Origin of the sequence: Lysobacter alkalisoli (genome assembly GCF_006547045.1) — a bacterium.
Taxonomy (GTDB): Bacteria; Pseudomonadota; Gammaproteobacteria; order Xanthomonadales; family Xanthomonadaceae; genus Marilutibacter; species Marilutibacter alkalisoli.
On record NZ_CP041242.1, the window covers coordinates 2,547,264 to 2,566,161 of the forward strand.

14 protein-coding genes and 1 tRNA gene are annotated in these 18,898 nt (G+C 68.0%); 2 read left to right on the forward strand and 13 right to left on the reverse strand.

Features of this window, described 5'->3' with window-relative positions; translation table 11 throughout:
- Positions 1-7: 7 nt before the first annotated feature.
- The 6 genes from rimM to ffh form a co-directional block, all read right to left on the reverse strand.
- Complete coding sequence (gene rimM, locus FKV23_RS11150; protein WP_141623905.1) at positions 8-523, reverse strand: ribosome maturation factor RimM; 516 nt, start codon at positions 521-523, stop codon at positions 8-10.
- Between the two features lie 50 nt (positions 524-573).
- Positions 574-846, reverse strand: a complete 273-nt coding sequence (gene rpsP / locus FKV23_RS11155; protein WP_141623906.1) for a 30S ribosomal protein S16 — start codon at positions 844-846, stop codon at positions 574-576.
- An 86-nt stretch (positions 847-932) separates the two neighbouring features.
- Positions 933-1,715: a general secretion pathway protein GspB gene (locus FKV23_RS11160; RefSeq protein WP_141623907.1), complete on the reverse strand. Its 783-nt coding sequence runs from the start codon at positions 1,713-1,715 to the stop codon at positions 933-935.
- Positions 1,706-3,322, reverse strand: a complete 1,617-nt coding sequence (locus FKV23_RS11165; protein ID WP_141623908.1) for an ExeA family protein — start codon at positions 3,320-3,322, stop codon at positions 1,706-1,708. The genes FKV23_RS11160 and FKV23_RS11165 overlap by 10 nt, the downstream gene beginning before the upstream one ends.
- Positions 3,323-3,477: 155 nt before the next feature.
- A complete protein-coding gene (locus tag FKV23_RS11170; RefSeq protein WP_244243989.1) occupies positions 3,478-6,780 on the reverse strand; it encodes a S8 family serine peptidase in 3,303 nt (1,100 codons plus the stop codon).
- 259 nt (positions 6,781-7,039) lie between these two features.
- Positions 7,040-8,407: a signal recognition particle protein gene (gene ffh, locus FKV23_RS11175; RefSeq protein WP_141623910.1), complete on the reverse strand. Its 1,368-nt coding sequence runs from the start codon at positions 8,405-8,407 to the stop codon at positions 7,040-7,042.
- A 121-nt stretch (positions 8,408-8,528) separates the two neighbouring features.
- Between ffh and FKV23_RS11180 the strand changes: the two genes are divergently transcribed.
- The gene (locus FKV23_RS11180; protein WP_141623911.1) at positions 8,529-9,320 is read left to right on the forward strand and encodes a cytochrome C assembly family protein; all 792 of its coding nucleotides are present in this window, start codon (positions 8,529-8,531) and stop codon (positions 9,318-9,320) included.
- 85 nt (positions 9,321-9,405) lie between these two features.
- On the forward strand, positions 9,406-10,278 hold the full coding sequence (locus tag FKV23_RS11185) for an AraC family transcriptional regulator (RefSeq protein WP_141623912.1): 873 nt from the start codon (positions 9,406-9,408) through the stop codon (positions 10,276-10,278).
- Positions 10,279-10,311: 33 nt separating this feature from the next.
- On the opposite strand, the gene radA is transcribed toward FKV23_RS11185, so the two are convergent.
- The 7 genes from radA to FKV23_RS11220 all read right to left on the reverse strand — a co-directional run bounded on the left by radA (position 10,312) and on the right by FKV23_RS11220 (position 18,845).
- Positions 10,312-11,724: a DNA repair protein RadA gene (radA, locus tag FKV23_RS11190; protein WP_141623913.1), complete on the reverse strand. Its 1,413-nt coding sequence runs from the start codon at positions 11,722-11,724 to the stop codon at positions 10,312-10,314.
- 40 nt (positions 11,725-11,764) lie between these two features.
- Complete coding sequence (locus tag FKV23_RS11195) at positions 11,765-13,051, reverse strand: nucleotide sugar dehydrogenase (RefSeq protein ID WP_141625172.1); 1,287 nt, start codon at positions 13,049-13,051, stop codon at positions 11,765-11,767.
- 180 nt (positions 13,052-13,231) lie between these two features.
- Positions 13,232-13,307 (reverse strand) — tRNA-Thr (locus tag FKV23_RS11200).
- Positions 13,308-13,400: 93 nt separating this feature from the next.
- Positions 13,401-14,351, reverse strand: coding sequence for a 4-hydroxy-3-methylbut-2-enyl diphosphate reductase (gene ispH / locus FKV23_RS11205; protein WP_141623914.1), 951 nt, complete (start codon positions 14,349-14,351; stop codon positions 13,401-13,403).
- A 54-nt stretch (positions 14,352-14,405) separates the two neighbouring features.
- On the reverse strand, positions 14,406-14,915 hold the full coding sequence (gene lspA, locus FKV23_RS11210) for a signal peptidase II (RefSeq protein ID WP_141623915.1): 510 nt from the start codon (positions 14,913-14,915) through the stop codon (positions 14,406-14,408).
- A gap of 103 nt (positions 14,916-15,018) precedes the next feature.
- Positions 15,019-17,883 carry an isoleucine--tRNA ligase gene (ileS, locus tag FKV23_RS11215; RefSeq protein WP_141623916.1) on the reverse strand — a complete coding sequence of 955 codons (2,865 nt, stop codon included), beginning with the start codon at positions 17,881-17,883 and terminating at the stop codon, positions 15,019-15,021.
- Entirely contained in the window at positions 17,880-18,845 is a 966-nt protein-coding gene (locus tag FKV23_RS11220) for a bifunctional riboflavin kinase/FAD synthetase (RefSeq protein ID WP_141623917.1), read from the reverse strand. The genes ileS and FKV23_RS11220 overlap by 4 nt, the downstream gene beginning before the upstream one ends.
- Between the last annotated feature and the right edge of the window lie 53 nt (positions 18,846-18,898).

An 18,898-nucleotide genomic window follows, 5' to 3' on the forward strand; every position in this document is an offset into this window, starting at 1 on the left:
CGGGGAGCTAGAACTCGGGATCCCAGTCGACGGTGACCACGCCGGCCTCGAAATCCACACCGGTGACGTACTGCGGCTGCACGAACGGGATCATCCGCTCACGTTCGTCGTCGCGGGCGACCAGCACGTCGTTGGCGCCGGTGGAGAACAGGTGCGAGACCTTGCCCAGTTCAACGCCTTCGGTGTTGACCACGCGCAGGCCCTCCAGGTCGACCCAGTAGTACTCGCCGGGCTTTGGTGGCGGCAACGTCTCGCGCGGGACATATATCTCCGTGCCGCGCAGAGCCTCGGCGGCATCGCGGTCGGTTACATCGGGCAGGTGCCCGATCACGTGCTTGCCGCTCTCGCGCCCACGCGCACCGCGCACCGCGCGTTCACCGCCCTGTGGGTCGACCATGATCCACGGCTGGTAGCCGAACAGCGCCGCGCGCGGCTCGGTCCATGACTCGAACTTCAGTTCGCCACGCAGGCCAAAGGCGCCAAGCACCCTGCCCAACAGGATGCGGCGCCCTTGATCGTTCATTCGCTGCAGCCGACCGGCTGGGGGATCGGAGCGGATGCCCCGGCCCGGACTCAGGCGGCGCTGGCAGCCGGCGCGTCTGCCGACTTCTGCGCTTCCTTGTACAGCCCGGCAACCTTGCCGGTCATCTGCGCGCCGTGACCGATCCAGTGCTCAACGCGCTCGGTGTTCAGCTCGAGGCGCTTCTCGCCACCGGTGGCGACGGGGTTGAAGTAGCCCACGCGCTCGATGTTGCGGCCATCGCGGGCGTTGCGGCTGTCGGTGACGATGATGTGGTAGAAGGGACGCTTCTTGGCGCCACCGCGCGCCAGACGGATCTTGACCATGGTATTTCCTGTGTTGCCCAGCCGCCGGGATGGCGGGGTAAGCCGGAAATTATAGCCTACCGGCCGAGCCGGTGAAAACCTGCCGTTCAGCGGATCGGCAGTTCGAGCCGGCGCCCCTGCCAGTCCAGTACCACGGCATCGCGGGTGATCGCGGTGACCACGGTATTGCCTGCCATGTCCCCCTCCCCGACGCGATTGCCATCGATGATGGCGAAACGCCGCGCCGGGTCCTCGGACCACATGTGCATGCTGACTTTCAAGGGCGGCAACTGTCGGCGCTCCTCGCCGGACAATCCGGACAGCGGCAGCAACCTGTCGTTGCCCGGCTCGGGCACGGGAGCGGGGATCTGAACGGGCTCAATGGCCGGCCCGGGCGACGACCCGATCGGCGTGGGTTCCGATATGGGCCCTGGGGTTGGCTCGGCGGGCCGCTGGTGAATCGCGGTGGATCGCGGTTCGGGGCGCTGAGGCGACGGAACCGCCGCGGGCACAGGCACCGCGACGGCCTCGGACACAGGCGCGGGACCGGGTGATGGCAGGTCCGGGGCCGGATCGGCCCCTGTCGATGGCGCCAACACCTGCGGAGCCGCATCCACGGATGCAGGCGCCGTCGCGGATCCGGTAATGGCGACCGTCGGGACGCCCGGGGCCTGTACGTCGGCGAGGGGCCCCGCGGGGTCTTCACGCAGCAGCCAGACGACCGGCAACGCGACCGCCGCCGCGAGCACGGCGACCACCCACGTCCAGGCGCGCGGCCGGCGCGCACTTCGCGACCGGGCGACCGGCCGCGGCTCGCTCAACAGATCCGGCACCTCGCCACGGCGACGCTCGGCTTCGGACTTGCGCAGGGCTTCGAGGATCAGCGACATGCCCTACTCCCCTGTTCCAAGTCAAGCACCCGCAACAATCGCGGACCGCTGCCATCGGTGGCGGCGAGCGCCATCAATGTCTCCTGGCCGACCACGCCGTCGGTGCGCAAACCGTGCTCATCCTGGAAGCGGCGTACCGCCTCGCGCATCGCAGCCACCCCGGCCGGCGCATCGGCGGACAGGTAGCGCGGCACCAGCCGCGCATACACCCAGTCGAACGTGGCGCTTCCGGGTTCGAGCGGCGGTCGGACATCGGCCGGGGCTCGCCACAACACCCGGTATTCCCCGTTCCAGGCCCGTGCCAGCGCGATACGGTCGATGTCGACAGTCGCCCCCGCCAGCCACAGGCGCGCATGGGTCGAATCGACGCCCAGCAACACCCCCCAGCCATCCTGATCGCCGCTGCGCAGACGCAGCAGCGCCGGCAGGCCCTGCGCAGCCAACGTGTCGAGCCCGTTGTGGCCATGCAGGCAGTGGATCCCCGGAGCGATCGCCGGGGCGCAGGTGGCCGGAATGTCGTCAGGCAACTCCCACAATTGCAGCAACTGCCGCCAGGCCGATGCAAGCGAGGGAGCCCCCGCCTGCAACCGGGCCGACAGTGCGGCGCCATCGAGCATTGGCACGGCCGCCGGAGGGCGGGCAACCTGTTCCGCCACGGGTTCGGCGCGGATCGTCGCCACAGGCTCGGGCGGTGTCCACGACCGCCACCAGACCAGCGCCGCGGCCATCGCCAACGCCACTACCGCCCCGGCAGCCAGCAGTCCAGCCATCCGGCGCGACCGCGGTGCCTGGCGGGATTCTGGCGCCAGCGCCTCGCGCGCAGCGCGGTCCACCGCCTTGTCGTCGATCGTGTCCGCATCGTGCGCGTAGGCCCCGAGCAGCGCGCGCTCGGCGATCACATTGACCAGCCTCGGCACGCCGCCGGAATGGCGGTGCACGCGCCGTATCGCCGCGTCGCTGAACGGCAGTCGCTGGCCACCGGCAACGTGATAGCGATGGCGCAGGTAGGCGCCGACCTCGGCGGCATCGAGTGGATCCAGGTGGTATCGCGCGGTGATGCGTTGCGAAAGCTGGCGCATGTCATCACGCGCCAGCATCTCGCGCAGTTCGGGCTGGCCCAGCAGGATGATCTGCAACAGCTTCTGGGTATCGGTTTCCAGGTTGGTCAGCAGCCGGATCTGCTCCAGCGCGTCGCGGGACAGGTTCTGCGCCTCGTCGATGATCAGCACCACCCGCAGGCCCTGCGCATAGGCTTCGAGCAGGTAGGCGTTGAGGCGGTCCACCAGCGGCTTGCGGGTGACGCCGGCCGTATCCAGCCGCAGTTCCTCGCAGAGGGTCTTCAACAGCTCCACTGGCGAAAGCGACGGATTGAGCAGCAGCGCGGCGCGTGCGTTGTCGGGCAATCGTTCCAGCAGCAGGCGACTCAGGGTGGTCTTGCCGGTGCCGACCTCACCGGTCAGCAGTACGAATCCGCCACCGCCGCCCTGCCCGACGCCGAACATCAGGTGCGCGAGCGCATCCCGGTGGCGCTCGCTGAGAAAAACGAAACGTGGGTCGGGCGTGATCGAGAACGGCGGCGCCTTCAGGCCGAAGTACTCGAGATACATTGTGGGTGCCGGAACATGCGAGGCGCCTAGCCTGCCACGATTGCCACCATCCCGGAAGAACCGGAAAAGAATGACAGCCTTCCGCGATCAGGTGAAGGACCCATAAGAAAACGCCGGGCCCCGAAGAGCCCGGCGTTTGCGTGGAAGGCAAGCCCTCAGTCCGTGACCGTGAGCCGAACCGGCACGCTGGACACCGGCATGCCCGGATCGTTGCTGCTGAAGCAGGCCCGAGTGTCGTACTCGCCCGGCTCAAGACCGACCGCGCTGAGGTTGAGCTGGACGGTCTGCGACTGCCCGGCACCGACCTGCCCGGCCGATGGCGCTGCCGCGGTCAGCCATGCGGCACCGCAGCTGGAGGCCGCGTTGACCTGGAACGCCAACCCCGGATTGGTGGCCGACGTCGGTCCCCATACGTTGCCGGTTTCCGGAGAAACCACGCCCTGCGCCTGACTGCCGACACCCTGGGCCGACTGGTACCAGGCCCAGCGGTTGGCGAACGGAGTATCGAAGTGGACGTGCAGCCAGTAGGTGCCCGGCGGCAGCATCACCTCCTCGCCAGCCGCAGACGGATCGAACGTCACCCAGCGGCTGCTGAAACCGTGGCCGGGCGCACCGGGGCCCGCGGTATGGCTCCACAATGCCGTGTCGGGATCCATCTTCGGATAACCGGCCGGCTTGCCGCCGTCATCGGCATAGATCGCCCAGGTCATGCTCGACGCGATGCTCATCGGATCGGCATCGTTGGCACCGACCACGAAGCCGCGGGCCGCCATGAAATCGATCCTGCCGGTCTCGGTCATGACGAAGTCGTCGGCCGCGTAGGTGCCCGTGCCCTGGTCGGTGAAATAGCCGCTGCGGCTGCCGCTACCGATCGAACCGTTGTCGGATGCGAACACCACGCTGCTGACCGCACCGCTGGCCTGGTAGTCCCATTCCAGCGTGCCGCCGCCGACATTGGCCAGCGCAAGCGAGAGCTGCCCGCTGGTACCGCCTGGCAGGGTCAGGTCGAGCCCGTCACCCGCATCCAGCTCCAGTTGCGGCGCCGGCACCGAGATCGCCACCGGCATGCGCAGCGGTGCGACATGGGCGGCATCCGGATCCGCAGGCTCCAGCACCACCTGGCCGAAGTGCCAGCTGTAGTCGGCCGGCAGGTTGCCGGCATCGACCTGCACGGTCAGGGTGACCGTCCCGCCACCCTTGACCTGGAAACTGGCCGGCGACACCGTGCCCTGGACGCCTTCAAGACGGGCGTTCCATTGCACGTTGGGAGTCCGCACGCTGCGGAAAGTGCGGGTGAAGGTGCAGCTGCCGATGCAGGCGTCCTCGGCCATGGCCGGCAGATTGAGCGTGCTGGTGTCGCCGCCCTCGGCCGGATCGGCCGCCAGATAGTTGGCGGTGGTCTCATCCATGACCAGGGCCGCACGGGCCGCGGCCCGCACCTGCACGCGGCCCGCGCCCATCGCGAAGGGATCGGCCGGGGTTTCGCCATCCTCGATCAACACATCCGGATTGGCGGTCATCACCAGCGCCGACTTGATCTCGGCCGGCGTCCACGACGGGTTGAGCTGCCTGAGCAGGCCGCCAGCGCCGGCCACGTGGGGCGATGCCATCGAGGTACCGCTCTTGAGGCCGACCAGCCCCTCGAAACCCTCGATGGTGTCGCCGGCATCCACGGCCAGGATCGCGGTACCCGGCGCGGTTACGTCCGGCTTGACCAGCTCGTAGTTGGCCGGCCCGCGCGAACTCGACGCCGACAGCACATCGGCCTTGCCCGCAACCGGGGAGGCGGGATACGCGATGCCGGCCGATGCAGAAACGCCCGCCGCGAAATCGCGCAACTTGTCACCGGCTTCGATCGGCACGCTGAAGGCCGGGGTGGTGGTGCCGGGCACCGATGGAATCAGGTTGCCGACCGCATTGTTGGCGATCACCACCGCGATCGCGCCCGCATCTGTGGCGTTGTCGACCTTGATGCTGAAACTGCAGCCGCCGCGGCGGACGAGCGCGATGCCGCCCTGGAACACACCCCCTGCATAGGGTTCGCAAGCATCAACACCACTGTCGAAATCCGGCGCGACCACGAACGCCGTGGTGTCCGGGATCGCCGCAGTCAATGCCACACCATTGCTGCCGGGGGTCAGGACAACGTCCTGCAATTCCACTGGCGGCGTACCGGGTCCGGTCATCTTCAGGCGGAAGGCGAAGCTCGCACGTCCATGTGAAGCATTGGCGACGGTGGTCACCCACGGCTCGTGGTGGCCGAGGGTGGCCGCGCCCGGACCGGAATTGCCTGCCGAGGCCGCCACGAAGATGCCGGCATCGGCCGCGCCGAGGAAAGCCCGCGACACCGCCTCGCTCCACGGGCTGCTGCCGCCACCGATCGAGAAGTTGATGACGTCCACCCCGTCGGCGACCGCCTGATCGACCGCCGCGGCCGACGAGACGTTCGGGCACAGCCCCCTTCCGCTCGAGATCTCGGTGTAGCAGACGTCGTAGGCGATGATGTTGCCGCGCGGGGCGACGCCGGAAATCCGCACTTCCGCGCCCTGGAACTCGACCATGCGCGGATTGCCGGCCACGGTCGAGGCCACGTGCGAGCCGTGTCCACTGGTGTCGCCGAAGCCGGGCTCCTCGCGGATGTCGGGCTGGCCGCAACGGTTGCCGGGCGCCTCGCAGACGAAATCATGGCCGCCAATCAACTTGTCGTTGCAGCGGCCCTCATCGATACCGCCGGGCGCGCAGGTGCCCAGGTAGTTGCCGTTGCCGAGTGGATTGACGTGCCGGTAGCCGTCGCTGGCTACCGCGCTGAACGACGGGCTGCCGAAGTTGATGCCCGAATCGATGATGCCGAACACGATGCCCTCGCCACGGACACCGCCATGGACCGGGCCGCCACCGGCGACCTGTCCCGGCGGCAGGCCACTGCCCGAGGTCCAGACCATGTCCGCACCGATGTGCTGCGGGCCGCTGTCGGTGTCGATCTCGTATTCCATGTACGGCTCGACCAGGACCACGCCGTCCATCTCGGCCAGTGCACGGGCTTCTTCGGTGGACAGTTCGGTGACCACACCGTTGAAGGCGTGCTGCATGCGCCGGTGGACTTTCAGGCTGCGGCCGAGCACGCGGGCCGCGCGGGCCTCATGCCCGCCCTGGCGCCGGGCCAGTTCGGCGACGTAGGCGCGCGCCTCGGTACCAGCCACATCGATACGGCCGTTGCCGGTCCGCTTCGGTTCCGGCAGGCCGGCAAGCCCGCCCTGGTAGCGAGCCAGCGCGGGCTCGGCGTAACCGACGATATAGACATCGCGTGGTCCCTGGTCCTGGTCGGCCAGGGCCGGTGACGTGGCACCTCCGGAAGATCCGGGTACCGCTCCCGGCGACGGCTGCGCGGATGCAGCCGACGCCACCACCAGCAGCGCCGCGGTCACCGCGACGCCGAGTTTCGAATCGACAAGCCTCATGAGTTCCCCTCGTGGCATGACGGACAGACGGGTGTCCGGGAACCGGACGCCCACGGGAATGCAGCTGCACACCTTCAACAGTGTGGCTTCTCCCCCTGTCCGTACGCCCTGCCAGCGGCACGCCCGTGCTGAACACCGGGTGCCTGAGATCGAACCAGGGCATCGCGTCGAAGCGGTCGCGACCGACGGAAGCTATCCCGCCACGGCCCCAATGCGCAAGGGCATGGCGGCATGGGGCCTCATGGCCGCTCCGTCATGTTCAACGGAACGGCATGCCGCCGCGGCCGCCCATCATCCCCTTCATGCCGCGCATCATGCCCTTCATGCCGCCGCGACCCAGCTTGCCCATCATCTTTTCCATCTGCTGGTACTGCTTCATCAGCTTGTTGACATCGGCCGGGGTCACCCCGGAACCGGCAGCGATGCGCTTGCGGCGCGAGCCGTTGAGCAGGGCCGGGTTGCGGCGCTCCTTGAGCGTCATCGAATTGATGATTGCGACCATCCGCGGCACTTCCCTGCCGGTGACCTGGTTCTTGACGTGGTCGGGGATCTGGCCGACGCCGGGCAGCTTGTCCATCAACCCGGACAGGCCGCCCATGTTCTGCATCTGCTCGAGCTGCTCGCGCATGTCGTTGAGGTCGAAGCGCTTGCCCTTGGCGACCTTCTCGGCCAGCTTGCGCGCCTTGTCCTGGTCGACCTGCTGCTCGACCTGCTCGACCAGGCTCAGCACGTCGCCCATATCGAGGATGCGGCTGGCGACGCGGTCGGGATGGAACACGTCCAGCCCGTCGGTCTTCTCACCGGTACCGATGAACTTGATCGGCCGGCCGGTGATGTAGCGCACCGAGAGCGCGGCGCCACCGCGGGCGTCGCCGTCGGTCTTGGTCAGCACCACGCCGGTCAGCGGCAGTGCCTCGCTGAAGTGCTTGGCGGTGTTGGCGGCATCCTGGCCGGTCATCGAATCGACCACGAACAGGGTCTCGACCGGGTCGACCGCGGCGTGCAGCGCCTTGATCTCGGCCATCATCGCTTCATCGATGCTGGTACGGCCTGCGGTGTCGACCAGCAGCACGTCGACATAGGACCTCTTCGCATCCGCGATCGCGGCGCGGACGATGGCCTCCGGCTTCTGCTCGGCGCTGGACGGGAAGAACAGCACGCCGACCTGATCGGCCAGCGTCTTGAGCTGCTCGATCGCGGCCGGACGGTAGACGTCGGCCGACACCACCATCACCTTCTTCTTGCGCCGTTCCTTCAGGTGACGAGCCAGCTTGCCGACGGTGGTGGTCTTGCCCGCACCCTGCAGGCCGGCCATCAGGATCACCGCCGGCGGCGAGGTATTGAGGTTCAGCTCGGTGGCAGCCGATCCCATCACCGTGGTCATCTCGTCGCGGACGACCTTGATCAGGGCTTGGCCGGGGGTCAGCGACTTGAGCACTTCCTGGCCGACCGCGCGCACCTTGATGCGCTCGATCAGGGCCTGCACCACCGGCAGCGCGACGTCGGCCTCGAGCAGTGCAATGCGCACCTCGCGCAGCGACTCGCGGATGTTCTCTTCGGTCAGGCGGCCGCGGCCGCGCAGGCGTTCGATGGTGCCGGACAGGCGCTGGGTCAGGGATTCGAACATCGTGGTTGCTGCAATCGGAAAGCGGGCCGCGATTATACCGGCTGCGCGCCCCGGGGCCGGCGGGCGGGAATGACGGAAATATTGCCGGTTTCCGGCCTGCGAACTGTGCGACACTGCGCCGATGACAATCGTTCTCATCACCGTATTTGCCTACCTCGCGGCGACCGGCCTGCTGGTGCTGGACCTGCGCCGCGACGGCCTGCAGGGCCTGCGCCCGTGGTGGTGGCTGGCAACGACGGCCTGCCTGTTGCACGCCGGCCGCCACCTGCTGACCTGGCAGGCCAGCGGCGCGACCGACATGCATTTCTTCGCCGCATTGTCGCTGGTCGGGCTGGGCATGGCGGCCCTGACCACGCTGTTCGGCATCCGTGGGCGGATGGCGGCACTGGGTGTGGTGGTGTTTCCGATCGCTGCCGCCACCCTGGTCGGTTCTGGAATGTATGCGCCGCACTCGTCAGAGGTGCTGGACTGGCGCCTGCAACTGCACGCCTGGCTGGCCCTGCTCGCCTATGCCACCCTGGCCATCGCCGCCCTGCTCGCCATCATGCTGTGGTTGCAGGAGCGCGCACTGCGCCGGCGCCAGGTGCAAGGCTGGCTGCGCGCACTGCCGCCACTGGTCGAACTCGAGACCCTGCTGTTCCGCAGCATCACAGTCGGATTCGTCCTGCTGACCGCTACCCTGCTGACCGGCGTGCTGTTCGTTGAAGACCTGCTGGCCCAGCATCTGCTCCACAAGACCGTGCTCAGCCTGTTGTCGTGGTTGGTGTTCGGCGGCCTGCTGGCCGGGCGCCTGGCCTGGGGCTGGCGCGGGACCAAGGCCGTGCACTGGACCCTGGTCGCGATGGCGTTGCTGATACTCGCATTTTTCGGCAGCAAGGCGGTCCTCGAACTGGTCCTGCAACGGGCCGGCTGAGCACCGGCCAGATCCGCCCGGATCCGAGCAACCTGGATCAATCCACAGCTCGCAGCATGGCCATGCGGAAACGACGGAGACCCGCATGAAACGCCCCGCCACGCGACGCAGTTACGCCGCACGCATCGAGAAGGTGGTCGAACACCTGGCCAGCCATCTCGACCAGCCGCTGACGCTCGAGCATCTGGCCGGGATCGGCCATTTCTCGCCGTTCCACTTCCACCGCATCTATCGCGGCCTGATGGGCGAGACGGTGGCCGGCACCCTGCGCCGCATGCGCCTGCACCGGGCCGCGGCGGAGCTGGTCCATGGACGGCGCACGCTGGAATCGATCGCCCGGCGTTGCGGTTACGGCAGCAGTGCCGCCTTCAATCGTGCATTCGCGCACAGCTACGGCATGCCACCGGGGGAATTCCGTCGCCGCCGGGGCGGACCGGTCGAACCGCCGCCCTGTCCCGCCCCATCCGACCCCGAGGACAGCCGCATGTACGACGCCAAAGACGTGAAGATCGAAACCCTGCCGCCACGCGACGTAGCCGCCCTGCGCCATCAGGGCGACTACCTCGAGATCGGCACCGCCTTCGAGAAACTGTTTGCCTGGGCCGCCGGCCGCGGTCTGGACCCGGCCCGGCAACGCAGCTTCGGCATCTATTACGACGACCCGGAAAGCAAGCCGGCCGCCGACCTGGTGTCCGATGCCTGCATCGAGATCCAGCCGGGCATGGAACTCGACGGCGGACCGCGACACATCACCATCGCTGGCGGCCGCCACGCGGTGTTCATCCACACCGGTCCTTACGCCGAACTGGAGCGCGCCTACCGCTGGCTGTTCGGGGAATGGTTGCCGGCCAGCGGCGAGGAGGCCGCCGACGCGCCGGTGGTCGAGGAATACCTCAACGATCCAAGATCACTGCCCCCGACCGAATGGCAGACGGCGATCTGCGTGCCGTTGAAGTAGGCCTGTCGCAAGGAACCGCCCCGGCCGGGGCGCTCACACCGCTTCCAGCGCCTCGGCCAACCGCTCCACCGCCACGACCTGCATATCGCCGACGCGCCCCGACTTGGGCGCGTTCGCGCGCGGCACGATCGCACGCTTGAAACCGTGCGTCGCCGCTTCCTTCAGGCGCTCCTCGCCGTTCGGCACCGGGCGGATCTCACCGGACAGACCGACCTCGCCGAAGGCGATGGTGCGATCCGGCAATGGCGCGTCGCGCAGGCTCGACAGCACCGCCAGCAGTACCGGCAGGTCGGCGGCGGTTTCCTGCACGCGGATGCCGCCGACGACATTCACGAACACGTCCTGATCGCCGACCCCGACGCCCCCGTGCCGATGCAGCACGGCCAGCAGCATCGCCAGCCGATTGCCTTCCATGCCGACCGCGACCCGTCGCGGATTCGACAGCGGCGAGGCATCGACCAGCGCCTGCACCTCGACCAGCAGCGGCCGGGTGCCCTCGCGGGTGACCATCACGCAACTGCCCGGCTGCGGCTCGCGGCTGCCGGACAGGAAGATCGCCGACGGGTTGGGCACCTCGCGCAGGCCCTTGTCGCCCATCGCGAACACGCCCAGTTCGTTGACCGCGCCGAAGCGGTTCTTGAACGCGCGCAATACGCGGAAGCGACTGCCGCTCTCGCCCTCGAAATACAACACCGCATCCACCATGTGCTCGAGCACGCGCGGTCCGGCGATGCCGCCCTCCTTGGTGACGTGGCCGACCAGGAACACCGAAGTGCCGGTTTCCTTCGCGTAGCGCACCAGCCGCGCGGCGCTCTCGCGGACCTGGCTGACCGAGCCGGGCGCGGCGGTCAGCGATTCGGTCCACAGGGTCTGCACCGAGTCGGCGACGATCAGGCCCGGCCGGGTTTCGGCCGCCTGCTCGAGGATCTTCTCGATGCCGGTCTCGGCCAGCGCGTGCACGCCGTCCAGCGGCAGGTCGAGGCGCGCACCGCGGCCGGCGACCTGCGACAACGACTCTTCGCCGGTCACGTACAGCGACGGCAGCGTCGCCGCCATCTTCGCCACCGCCTGCAGGAGCAGGGTCGACTTGCCGATGCCCGGGTCGCCGCCGACCAGCACCACCGCACCATGCACGAGGCCACCGCCGAGCACGCGGTCGAGCTCGCCGATGCCGGTCGAGACCCGATCCGCCTCGGTGTGCTGCACGTCCTTGAGCGCGGTGACCTTCGGCGGGTCGACCTTGCCGGCCCAGCCGCTTCGCCGCGAGGCCGCGCCCTTGGCCGCCGCCGCGGCCGGCTCGACCACGAACTCGCTCAGCGAATTCCAGGCACCGCACTCGGCGCACTGGCCCTGCCACTTGTTGTGGTCGGCGCCGCATTCGGCGCAGACGTAGGCGGTGCGGGCCTTGGGTTTGGCCTTGGAGGATTTCGGGGGCGCGATCGACATGTTGCCCACTCTACCCGGCTCGGGTCGCAGACCGCGAGACTCAGAGGCGCCCGTCGACGCCCCCGCCCAGCACCGACTTCACGTCGTAGACCACGCATTCGGGCTTGCCGTAGCGGCGCACCGTCTCGATTCCGCCTTCGAGGAACGCCCGGTGCGGCACCGCCAGGATCACCGCGTCGTAGGCGCCGGCTTGCGGTTCGGCCAGCAGTTCGATGCCGAACTCTGTTCGCGCCTCGTCCGGGTCGGCGAGTGGATCATGTACATCCACCCGCGCATGCGAAGCAGCCAGCTCGCGGACGATATCGACCACGCGGGTGTTGCGCAGGTCCGGGCAGTCCTGCTTGAAGGTCAGGCCCAGCACCAGGATCCGCGAGTCGACCACATGGATGCGCTTGCCGGCCATCAGCCGCAGCACCTGGTGGGCGACGTGCAGGCCCATGCGGCTGTTGATCCGGCGCGCGGCGAGGATCAGCTCCGGGTGGTAGCCGAGCACGGTGGCCTTGTGGGTCAGGTAGTACGGATCGACGCCAATGCAGTGGCCGCCGACCAGGCCGGGAGTGAAAGGCAGGAAGTTCCACTTGGTCCCGGCCGCGGCCAGCACGTCGTTGGTGTCGACGCCCATCATGTTGAAGATCATCGCCAGCTCGTTGACCAGGGCGATGTTGACGTCGCGCTGGGTGTTCTCGATCACCTTGGCCGCCTCGGCGACCTTGATGCTTGGCGCGCGGTGGGTGCCGGCCTCGATGATGGTGCGATACAGGCCGTCGACGAAGTCCGCCGTTGCCGGCGTCGAGCCCGAGGTGACCTTGGTGATCGTCGCCAGTCGCCGCTGGCGGTCGCCGGGATTGATCCGTTCCGGGCTGTAGCCGCAGAAGAAGTCCTCGTTGAAGCGCAGCCCGGACACCTGTTCGAGGATCGGCACGCAGACCTCCTCGGTCGTGCCCGGGTACACGGTGGACTCGTAGATCACCGTGTCGCCGCGCTTGAGCAGGCCGCCGACCATGCGGCTGGCCGCCTCGACCGCCTCCAGCGCGGGGCGGTTGGCCTCATCGACCGGCGTCGGCACCGTCACGATGAAGACGTTGCAGCCGGCGATGTCCGCCGGGGCGATCGTGAAGGACAGCTTCGTGGCCGCAGCGATCTCGTCGGCCGACGTCTCCAGCGTCCTGTCGTTGCCGGCCTTCAATTCATCGACGCGGCCGGCATCGATGTCGAAGCCAAGGGTCTCGAAGTGGCGCCCGAACGCGACCGCCAGTGGCAGCCCGACGTAGCCCAGGCCCACGATGGCGATACGGACATCCCCGGGCAATGGAAAGATCGACTGCATGCAGAACCTGTGGGTATCGCAGTGGAGGACGGCGGCCACTCTAGCAGGCGGTCGAGGCCGCGCGTGCCGGGCCGGATACGAAACAGGCCCGCCGGTTGGCGGGCCTGTTTCGAGCACATCCGGGCAGGCTTTCACCTTCGGATCATTGCCAGCGGCGGTTGTATTCCCGTCGCTTGTACGTGGTGCCGGAGATAGGAATCGAACCTACGACCCCATCATTACGAATGACGTGCTCTACCAACTGAGCTACTCCGGCGGAAACTGGTGCGACAACCTGGCCGCCAAGGCTGCCAGGGGACGTGAATTCTAGGGCCCGCAAGGGGAGCCGGTCAATTGAAGGCCCGAACCGTCAGTCCACCAACTGGACCCGCAGCTCCTTCGGCAGTGCGAACACCATGCTCTCGGACTCTCCATCGAGCTCGGCGACGTGGGCGGCTCCCAGCTCGCGCAGGCGCTCGATCACGCCGCGGACCAGCACCTCGGGCGCGGACGCGCCGGCGGTGACGCCGATCCTGCGACGACCCTGCACCCAGCGCGGGTCGATCTCGACCGCGCCGTCGATCAAGTGGGCCTCGGCGCCCTCGCGCTCGGCCAGCTCGCGCAGGCGGTTGGAGTTGGAGCTGTTGACCGAGCCGACCACCAGCACCAGGTCGCACTGGACAGCCAGTTCGCGCACCGCATCCTGGCGGTTCTGGGTGGCATAGCAGATGTCGTCGTTCTTGGGGCCCTGGATGGCCGGGAAACGACGGCGCAACGCCTCGATCACTGCACGGGTATCGTCCACCGACAGGGTGGTCTGGGTGGTGTAGGCGAAGTTGTCCGGCTGCCCGACCTGCAAGGCCTCGACGTCGTCGATGTCCTCGACCAGGTAGATGCTCCCGGCACCGGCCTCGCGCCGCCATTGGCCCATCGTGCCCTCGACCTCGGGATGACCGGCGTGGCCGATCAGCACCACGTCGCGACCGGCACGGCAATGGCGGGCGACCTCGAAGTGCACCTTGGTCACCAGCGGACAGGTGGCGTCGAACACCTTCAGCCGGCGCCGCTCGGCCTCGCCGCGCACCGCCTGCGAGACGCCATGGGCGCTGAAGATCACGGTGGCGCCGTCCGGCACTTCATCCAGTTCCTCGACGAAGATCGCGCCGCGGTGGCGCAGGTCGTCGACGACGAAGCGGTTATGCACGACCTCGTGGCGGACGTAGATCGGCGCACCGAGCGTTTCCAGTGCGCGCTTGACGATCTCGATCGCGCGGTCGACGCCAGCGCAGAAACCACGGGGATTGGCGAGCAGGACATCCATGGGCGTCATTCTACTCCTCGGCGGGCGGGTCGGCGGAGGGGTGCCGGAGCAAGTTCAGCCCTTCCCTGCCCCGTCCTGCGCCTTGGGGCCGAACAGCCCGAGCACGACGATTCCGATCGCGCCGGCCACGATCGCCGAATCGGCGATGTTGAACGCCGGCCAGTACCAGCCGCGCCAGTACCACTGGATGAAGTCGACCACGTGGCCGTGGGCCAGGCGATCGATCACGTTGCCGATCGCGCCACCGATCACCAGCGCGTACGGCAGCGCGGTGCGCCAGTCGTGGCGCGGCGTGCGCGACAGCCACCAGCCAAGCAGGCCGCTGATGCCGACCGCCAGCACGGTGAAGAAGTACTTCTGCCAGCCGCCGGCGTCGCTGAGGAAACTGAACGCGGCGCCGGTGTTGTAGGTGCGGTACCAGTTCCAGAAGCCTTCGATCACCGGGATCGCGGTGTATTCGGGCAGCGAGGTCAGCACCCACCACTTGGTGAGCTGGTCGAGGAGGATGACCAAGGCCGATACCAGCAGCCAGATCAGGGCATTGGGTTTTGGGAATGTTGTCATTTTGTGTGTCTGTCATCCCCGCGAAGACGGAGACCCGGTCTCTTGGATCGTGAAGGTTGAAATTCCGGTATTCCCGCCCTCGCGGCAATGGCGACCCCGGGTTTCAGAACCACTGCCGGTCTTCGCCCGGCCCTTCCACGTTGCTCACGCAACGCCCGCACAACTGCGGGTGCTGCGGGTTCGAGCCGACGTCGGCGCGATGGTGCCAGCAACGCACGCACTTGGTTTTCGCGGTCGCGGCAGCGGTGACCGTGATCTCATGCGCATCGTCATCGGCGACGATTTCGACATCGCCGCTGATGAACAGGAACCGCAATTCCTCCGCCATCGGTGCCAGCCAGTTCTGGTCGGCGACGCCGCAACGCAGGGTGATCTCGGCCTCCAGCGCGGCACCGATCTCGCCGGCCGCACGCATCGGCTCGAGCACCGCACTGACTTCCTCGCGGATGCCGAGCAGGCGCTCGACCCGCTTGGCCAGCAGGGACGCGTCCTCCTCGTGCATCGGCGCAAGTCCGTCGTACCAGGTCGCGAACAACACGTTGTCCCTGCGTTCGCCGGCGTTGCCCTCTCCATCGACCGGCGCCGGCAGATAGCCCCACAACTCGTCGGCGGTGAAGCTCAGCACCGGTGCGATCCAGCGCACGAAGGCCTCGGCGATGCGGTACATCGCGCTCTGCGCGGAACGGCGGCCGCGCGAGTCCTCCTGCATCGTGTACAGGCGGTCCTTGGTGACGTCGAGGTACAACGAACCGAGGTCGACGCTGCAGAAGTTCAGCAGCACCTGCACGATCTCGGCGAAGTCGTAGCGCTCGTAGGCGGCCTTGACCTTCTCCTGTACTTCCCAGGCGCGGTGCACGATCCAGCGATCCAGCGCGACCATGTCATCGAGCGGGCGCAGGTCGCGCGCCGGCTCGAAGCCATGCAGGTTGCCGAGCAGGAAGCGCGCGGTGTTGCGGATGCGCCGGTAGGCGTCGGCGTTGCGCTTGAGGATCTCCTGCGACAGCGACATCTCGTTGCTGTAGTCGGCCGAGGCAATCCACAGACGCAGGATGTCCGCGCCCAGGGTCTTCATGATGTCCTGCGGCTCGATGCCGTTGCCGAGCGACTTGGACATCTTGCGGCCCTTCTCGTCGACCGTGAAGCCGTGCGTCAGGCATTGCCGGTACGGCGCCGCCCTGTCCATCGCCACGCCGGTCAGCAGCGAGGACTGGAACCAGCCGCGGTGCTGGTCGGAGCCTTCCAGGTACAGGTCGGCCGGCTTGCCGAAGCCGCGCTCGGCGAGCACGCATTCGTGGGTGACACCGGAGTCGAACCAGACATCAAGAATGTCGGTGATCTTGTCGTAATGCGCAGCGTCATCGCCCAGCAGTTCGGCGGCGTCCAGCGCGTACCAGACGTCCACCCCGTCCTGCTCCACCTTGTCGGCAACCGTTCGCATCAGTTCGGTGCTGCGCGGATGCGGTTCGCCGGTCTCGCGGTGCACGAACAGCGCGATCGGCACGCCCCAGGTGCGCTGGCGCGAGATGGTCCAGTCCGGGCGGCCCTCGACCATGCCGGCGATGCGCGCCTCGCCCCACTTCGGGAACCAGCCGACGGTCTTGATCGCCGCCAGCGCGTCGGCGCGCAGGTTGGCCTGCTCCATCGAGATGAACCACTGCGGGGTGGCGCGGAACGCGATCGGGGTCTTGTGGCGCCAGCAGTGCGGGTAGCTGTGCTCCATCTTCGCGAAGGCGAGCAATGAACCGTTCTCGCGCAGCGCATCGACGATGACGTCGTTGGCCTTCCAGATGTGCTGGCCGGCCAGTGCGTGGCCGTCGGCCGGCGGTGTCGACGGCAGGTAGACGCCGCGACCGTCGACCGGGTTGATCTCGGCGGCGCTGTACTTCTCGATCAGGCCGTACTGCTTGCTGGCCGCGTAATCCTCCTGGCCGTGGCCGGGCGCGGTATGCACGGCGCCGGTGCCCTCCTCGGCGGAGACGTGGTCGCCCAGGATCACCGGGATGTCGCGGTTGTCATAGAACGGATGCGCGAACAGCATGCCTTCCAGAGCGGCACCGGCGACACGGCCGTGCACCACGGGCTCATCGACGCCATAACGCTGCAGCGCCTTTCCAGCCAGCGCATCGGCCAGCACCAGCCAGCGCCGGCCGCCGTTGTGCGCCGGCCCTTCGACCAGGGCATATTCGAGTTGTGGCCCCATCGACACCGCCAGCGAGGCCGGCAACGTCCACGGCGTGGTGGTCCAGATCGGCACCGCGACCTCGACGCCGTCGGGCAGTTCGACGCCGAACGCCTTTGCCACCGTCTTCGCGTCGCGCGCGGCGTAAGCCACGTCGATCGCCGGCGACACCTTGTCCTGGTACTCGATCTCGGCCTCGGCCAGCGCCGAGCCGCAATCGAAGCACCAGTGCACCGGCTTCACCCCGCGGGTCAGGTGGCCGTTGTCGATGATCCGCGCCAGCGCGCGCATCTCGTTGGCCTCGAAGCGGAAGTCGAGCGACTTGTACGGATTGTCCCAGTCGCCGATCACGCCCAGACGCTTGAAGTCGCGGCGCTGGATGTCGATCTGCGCCTCGGCGTACTCACGGCACTTCTGGCGGAATTCGGTCGCGTCGAGTTTCACCCCGACCTTGCCGTACTTCTTCTCGATCGCGATCTCGATCGGCAGGCCATGGCAGTCCCAACCCGGCACGTACGGCGCATCGAAGCCAGCCAGATACTTCGACTTGACGATGATGTCCTTGAGGATCTTGTTGACCGCGTGGCCGAGGTGGATCGCGCCATTGGCGTACGGCGGGCCATCATGGAGGACGAACAGCGGCCGACCGGCGGCGTTCTCGCGCAACCTGGCATACAAGCCTTCGGCCTCCCAGCGTTCCAGCGTCTTCGGCTCGCGCTTGGGCAGGTCGCCGCGCATGGGAAAATCCGTGGCGGGCAGTTGCAAGGTGGCTTTGTAATCGATGCTCACACAGTGGCTCGCAGTTGTTCTTCGGAGAGGATACGGCGTGCAGCTTCCGCATCGCGGTGCATCTGCGCGACCAGGGCCGGCAGGTCGTCGAACTTTTCCTCGTCGCGCAACTTGGCGACGAACTCGACCTCGATCCGGCGCCCGTACAGGTCGCCATCGAAATCGAACAGGTGGGCTTCCAGCAACGGCTCGACGCCGTCCACCGTCGGCCGGGTGCCGAGGCTGGACACCGACGGCATCGGCCGGCTTTCACCCGGAGTGCTGCCGACGCCGTGCACCCAGGTCGCATAGATCCCGGACAACGCCGGCATCTTGCCTGCAAAACGGATGTTGGCGGTCGGAAAGCCGAGCGTACGGCCCAGCTGCCGTCCTCGCACCACCCTTCCGCCGATCGCATAGGGGCGACCAAGCAGGCGGGCGGCGACCTCGAAGTCACCGGCGGCCAGTGCGGCGCGGATGCGGGTGGCCGACACGCGCTCGCCATCGAGCATCACCGGTTCGATTTCGCCGGCGACGAGGCCGTGCGCGGAACCGACCCGGCGCAGCGTGTCGATGTCGCCTGCCCGGCCCTTGCCGAACCGGAACCCGGGACCGACCCAGACTTCGCGCGCCGACAGATGTTCGACCAGCACGCGACGGACGAAGGCTTCCGCATCCAGCCCGCTCAGCCGCGCGTTGAAGCGCAGCAGGCCGACCTGATCGACGCCCAGCGCATGCAGCCCCTCGACCTTGGCCCGCGCCTTCAACAGCCGCGGCGGCGGTGCGGCCGGGGCAAAGAACTCCCGTGGCAACGGCTCGAAAGTGACCGCGATCGCGGGCACGCCAAGGGCGTGCGCACGCGCGACGGCATGGCGCACCAGCGCCCGATGGCCCAGGTGGAGGCCGTCGAAGGCGCCGATGCAGACCACGCTACCGTGCGGGCACCGGGGCCCAGCGTCGACGTCACGAAACAGCCTGCTCATAGAGCCGGGCAGTATATATCGAGCCTGCGCGCAAACAGGCGCGGGCTGACGGG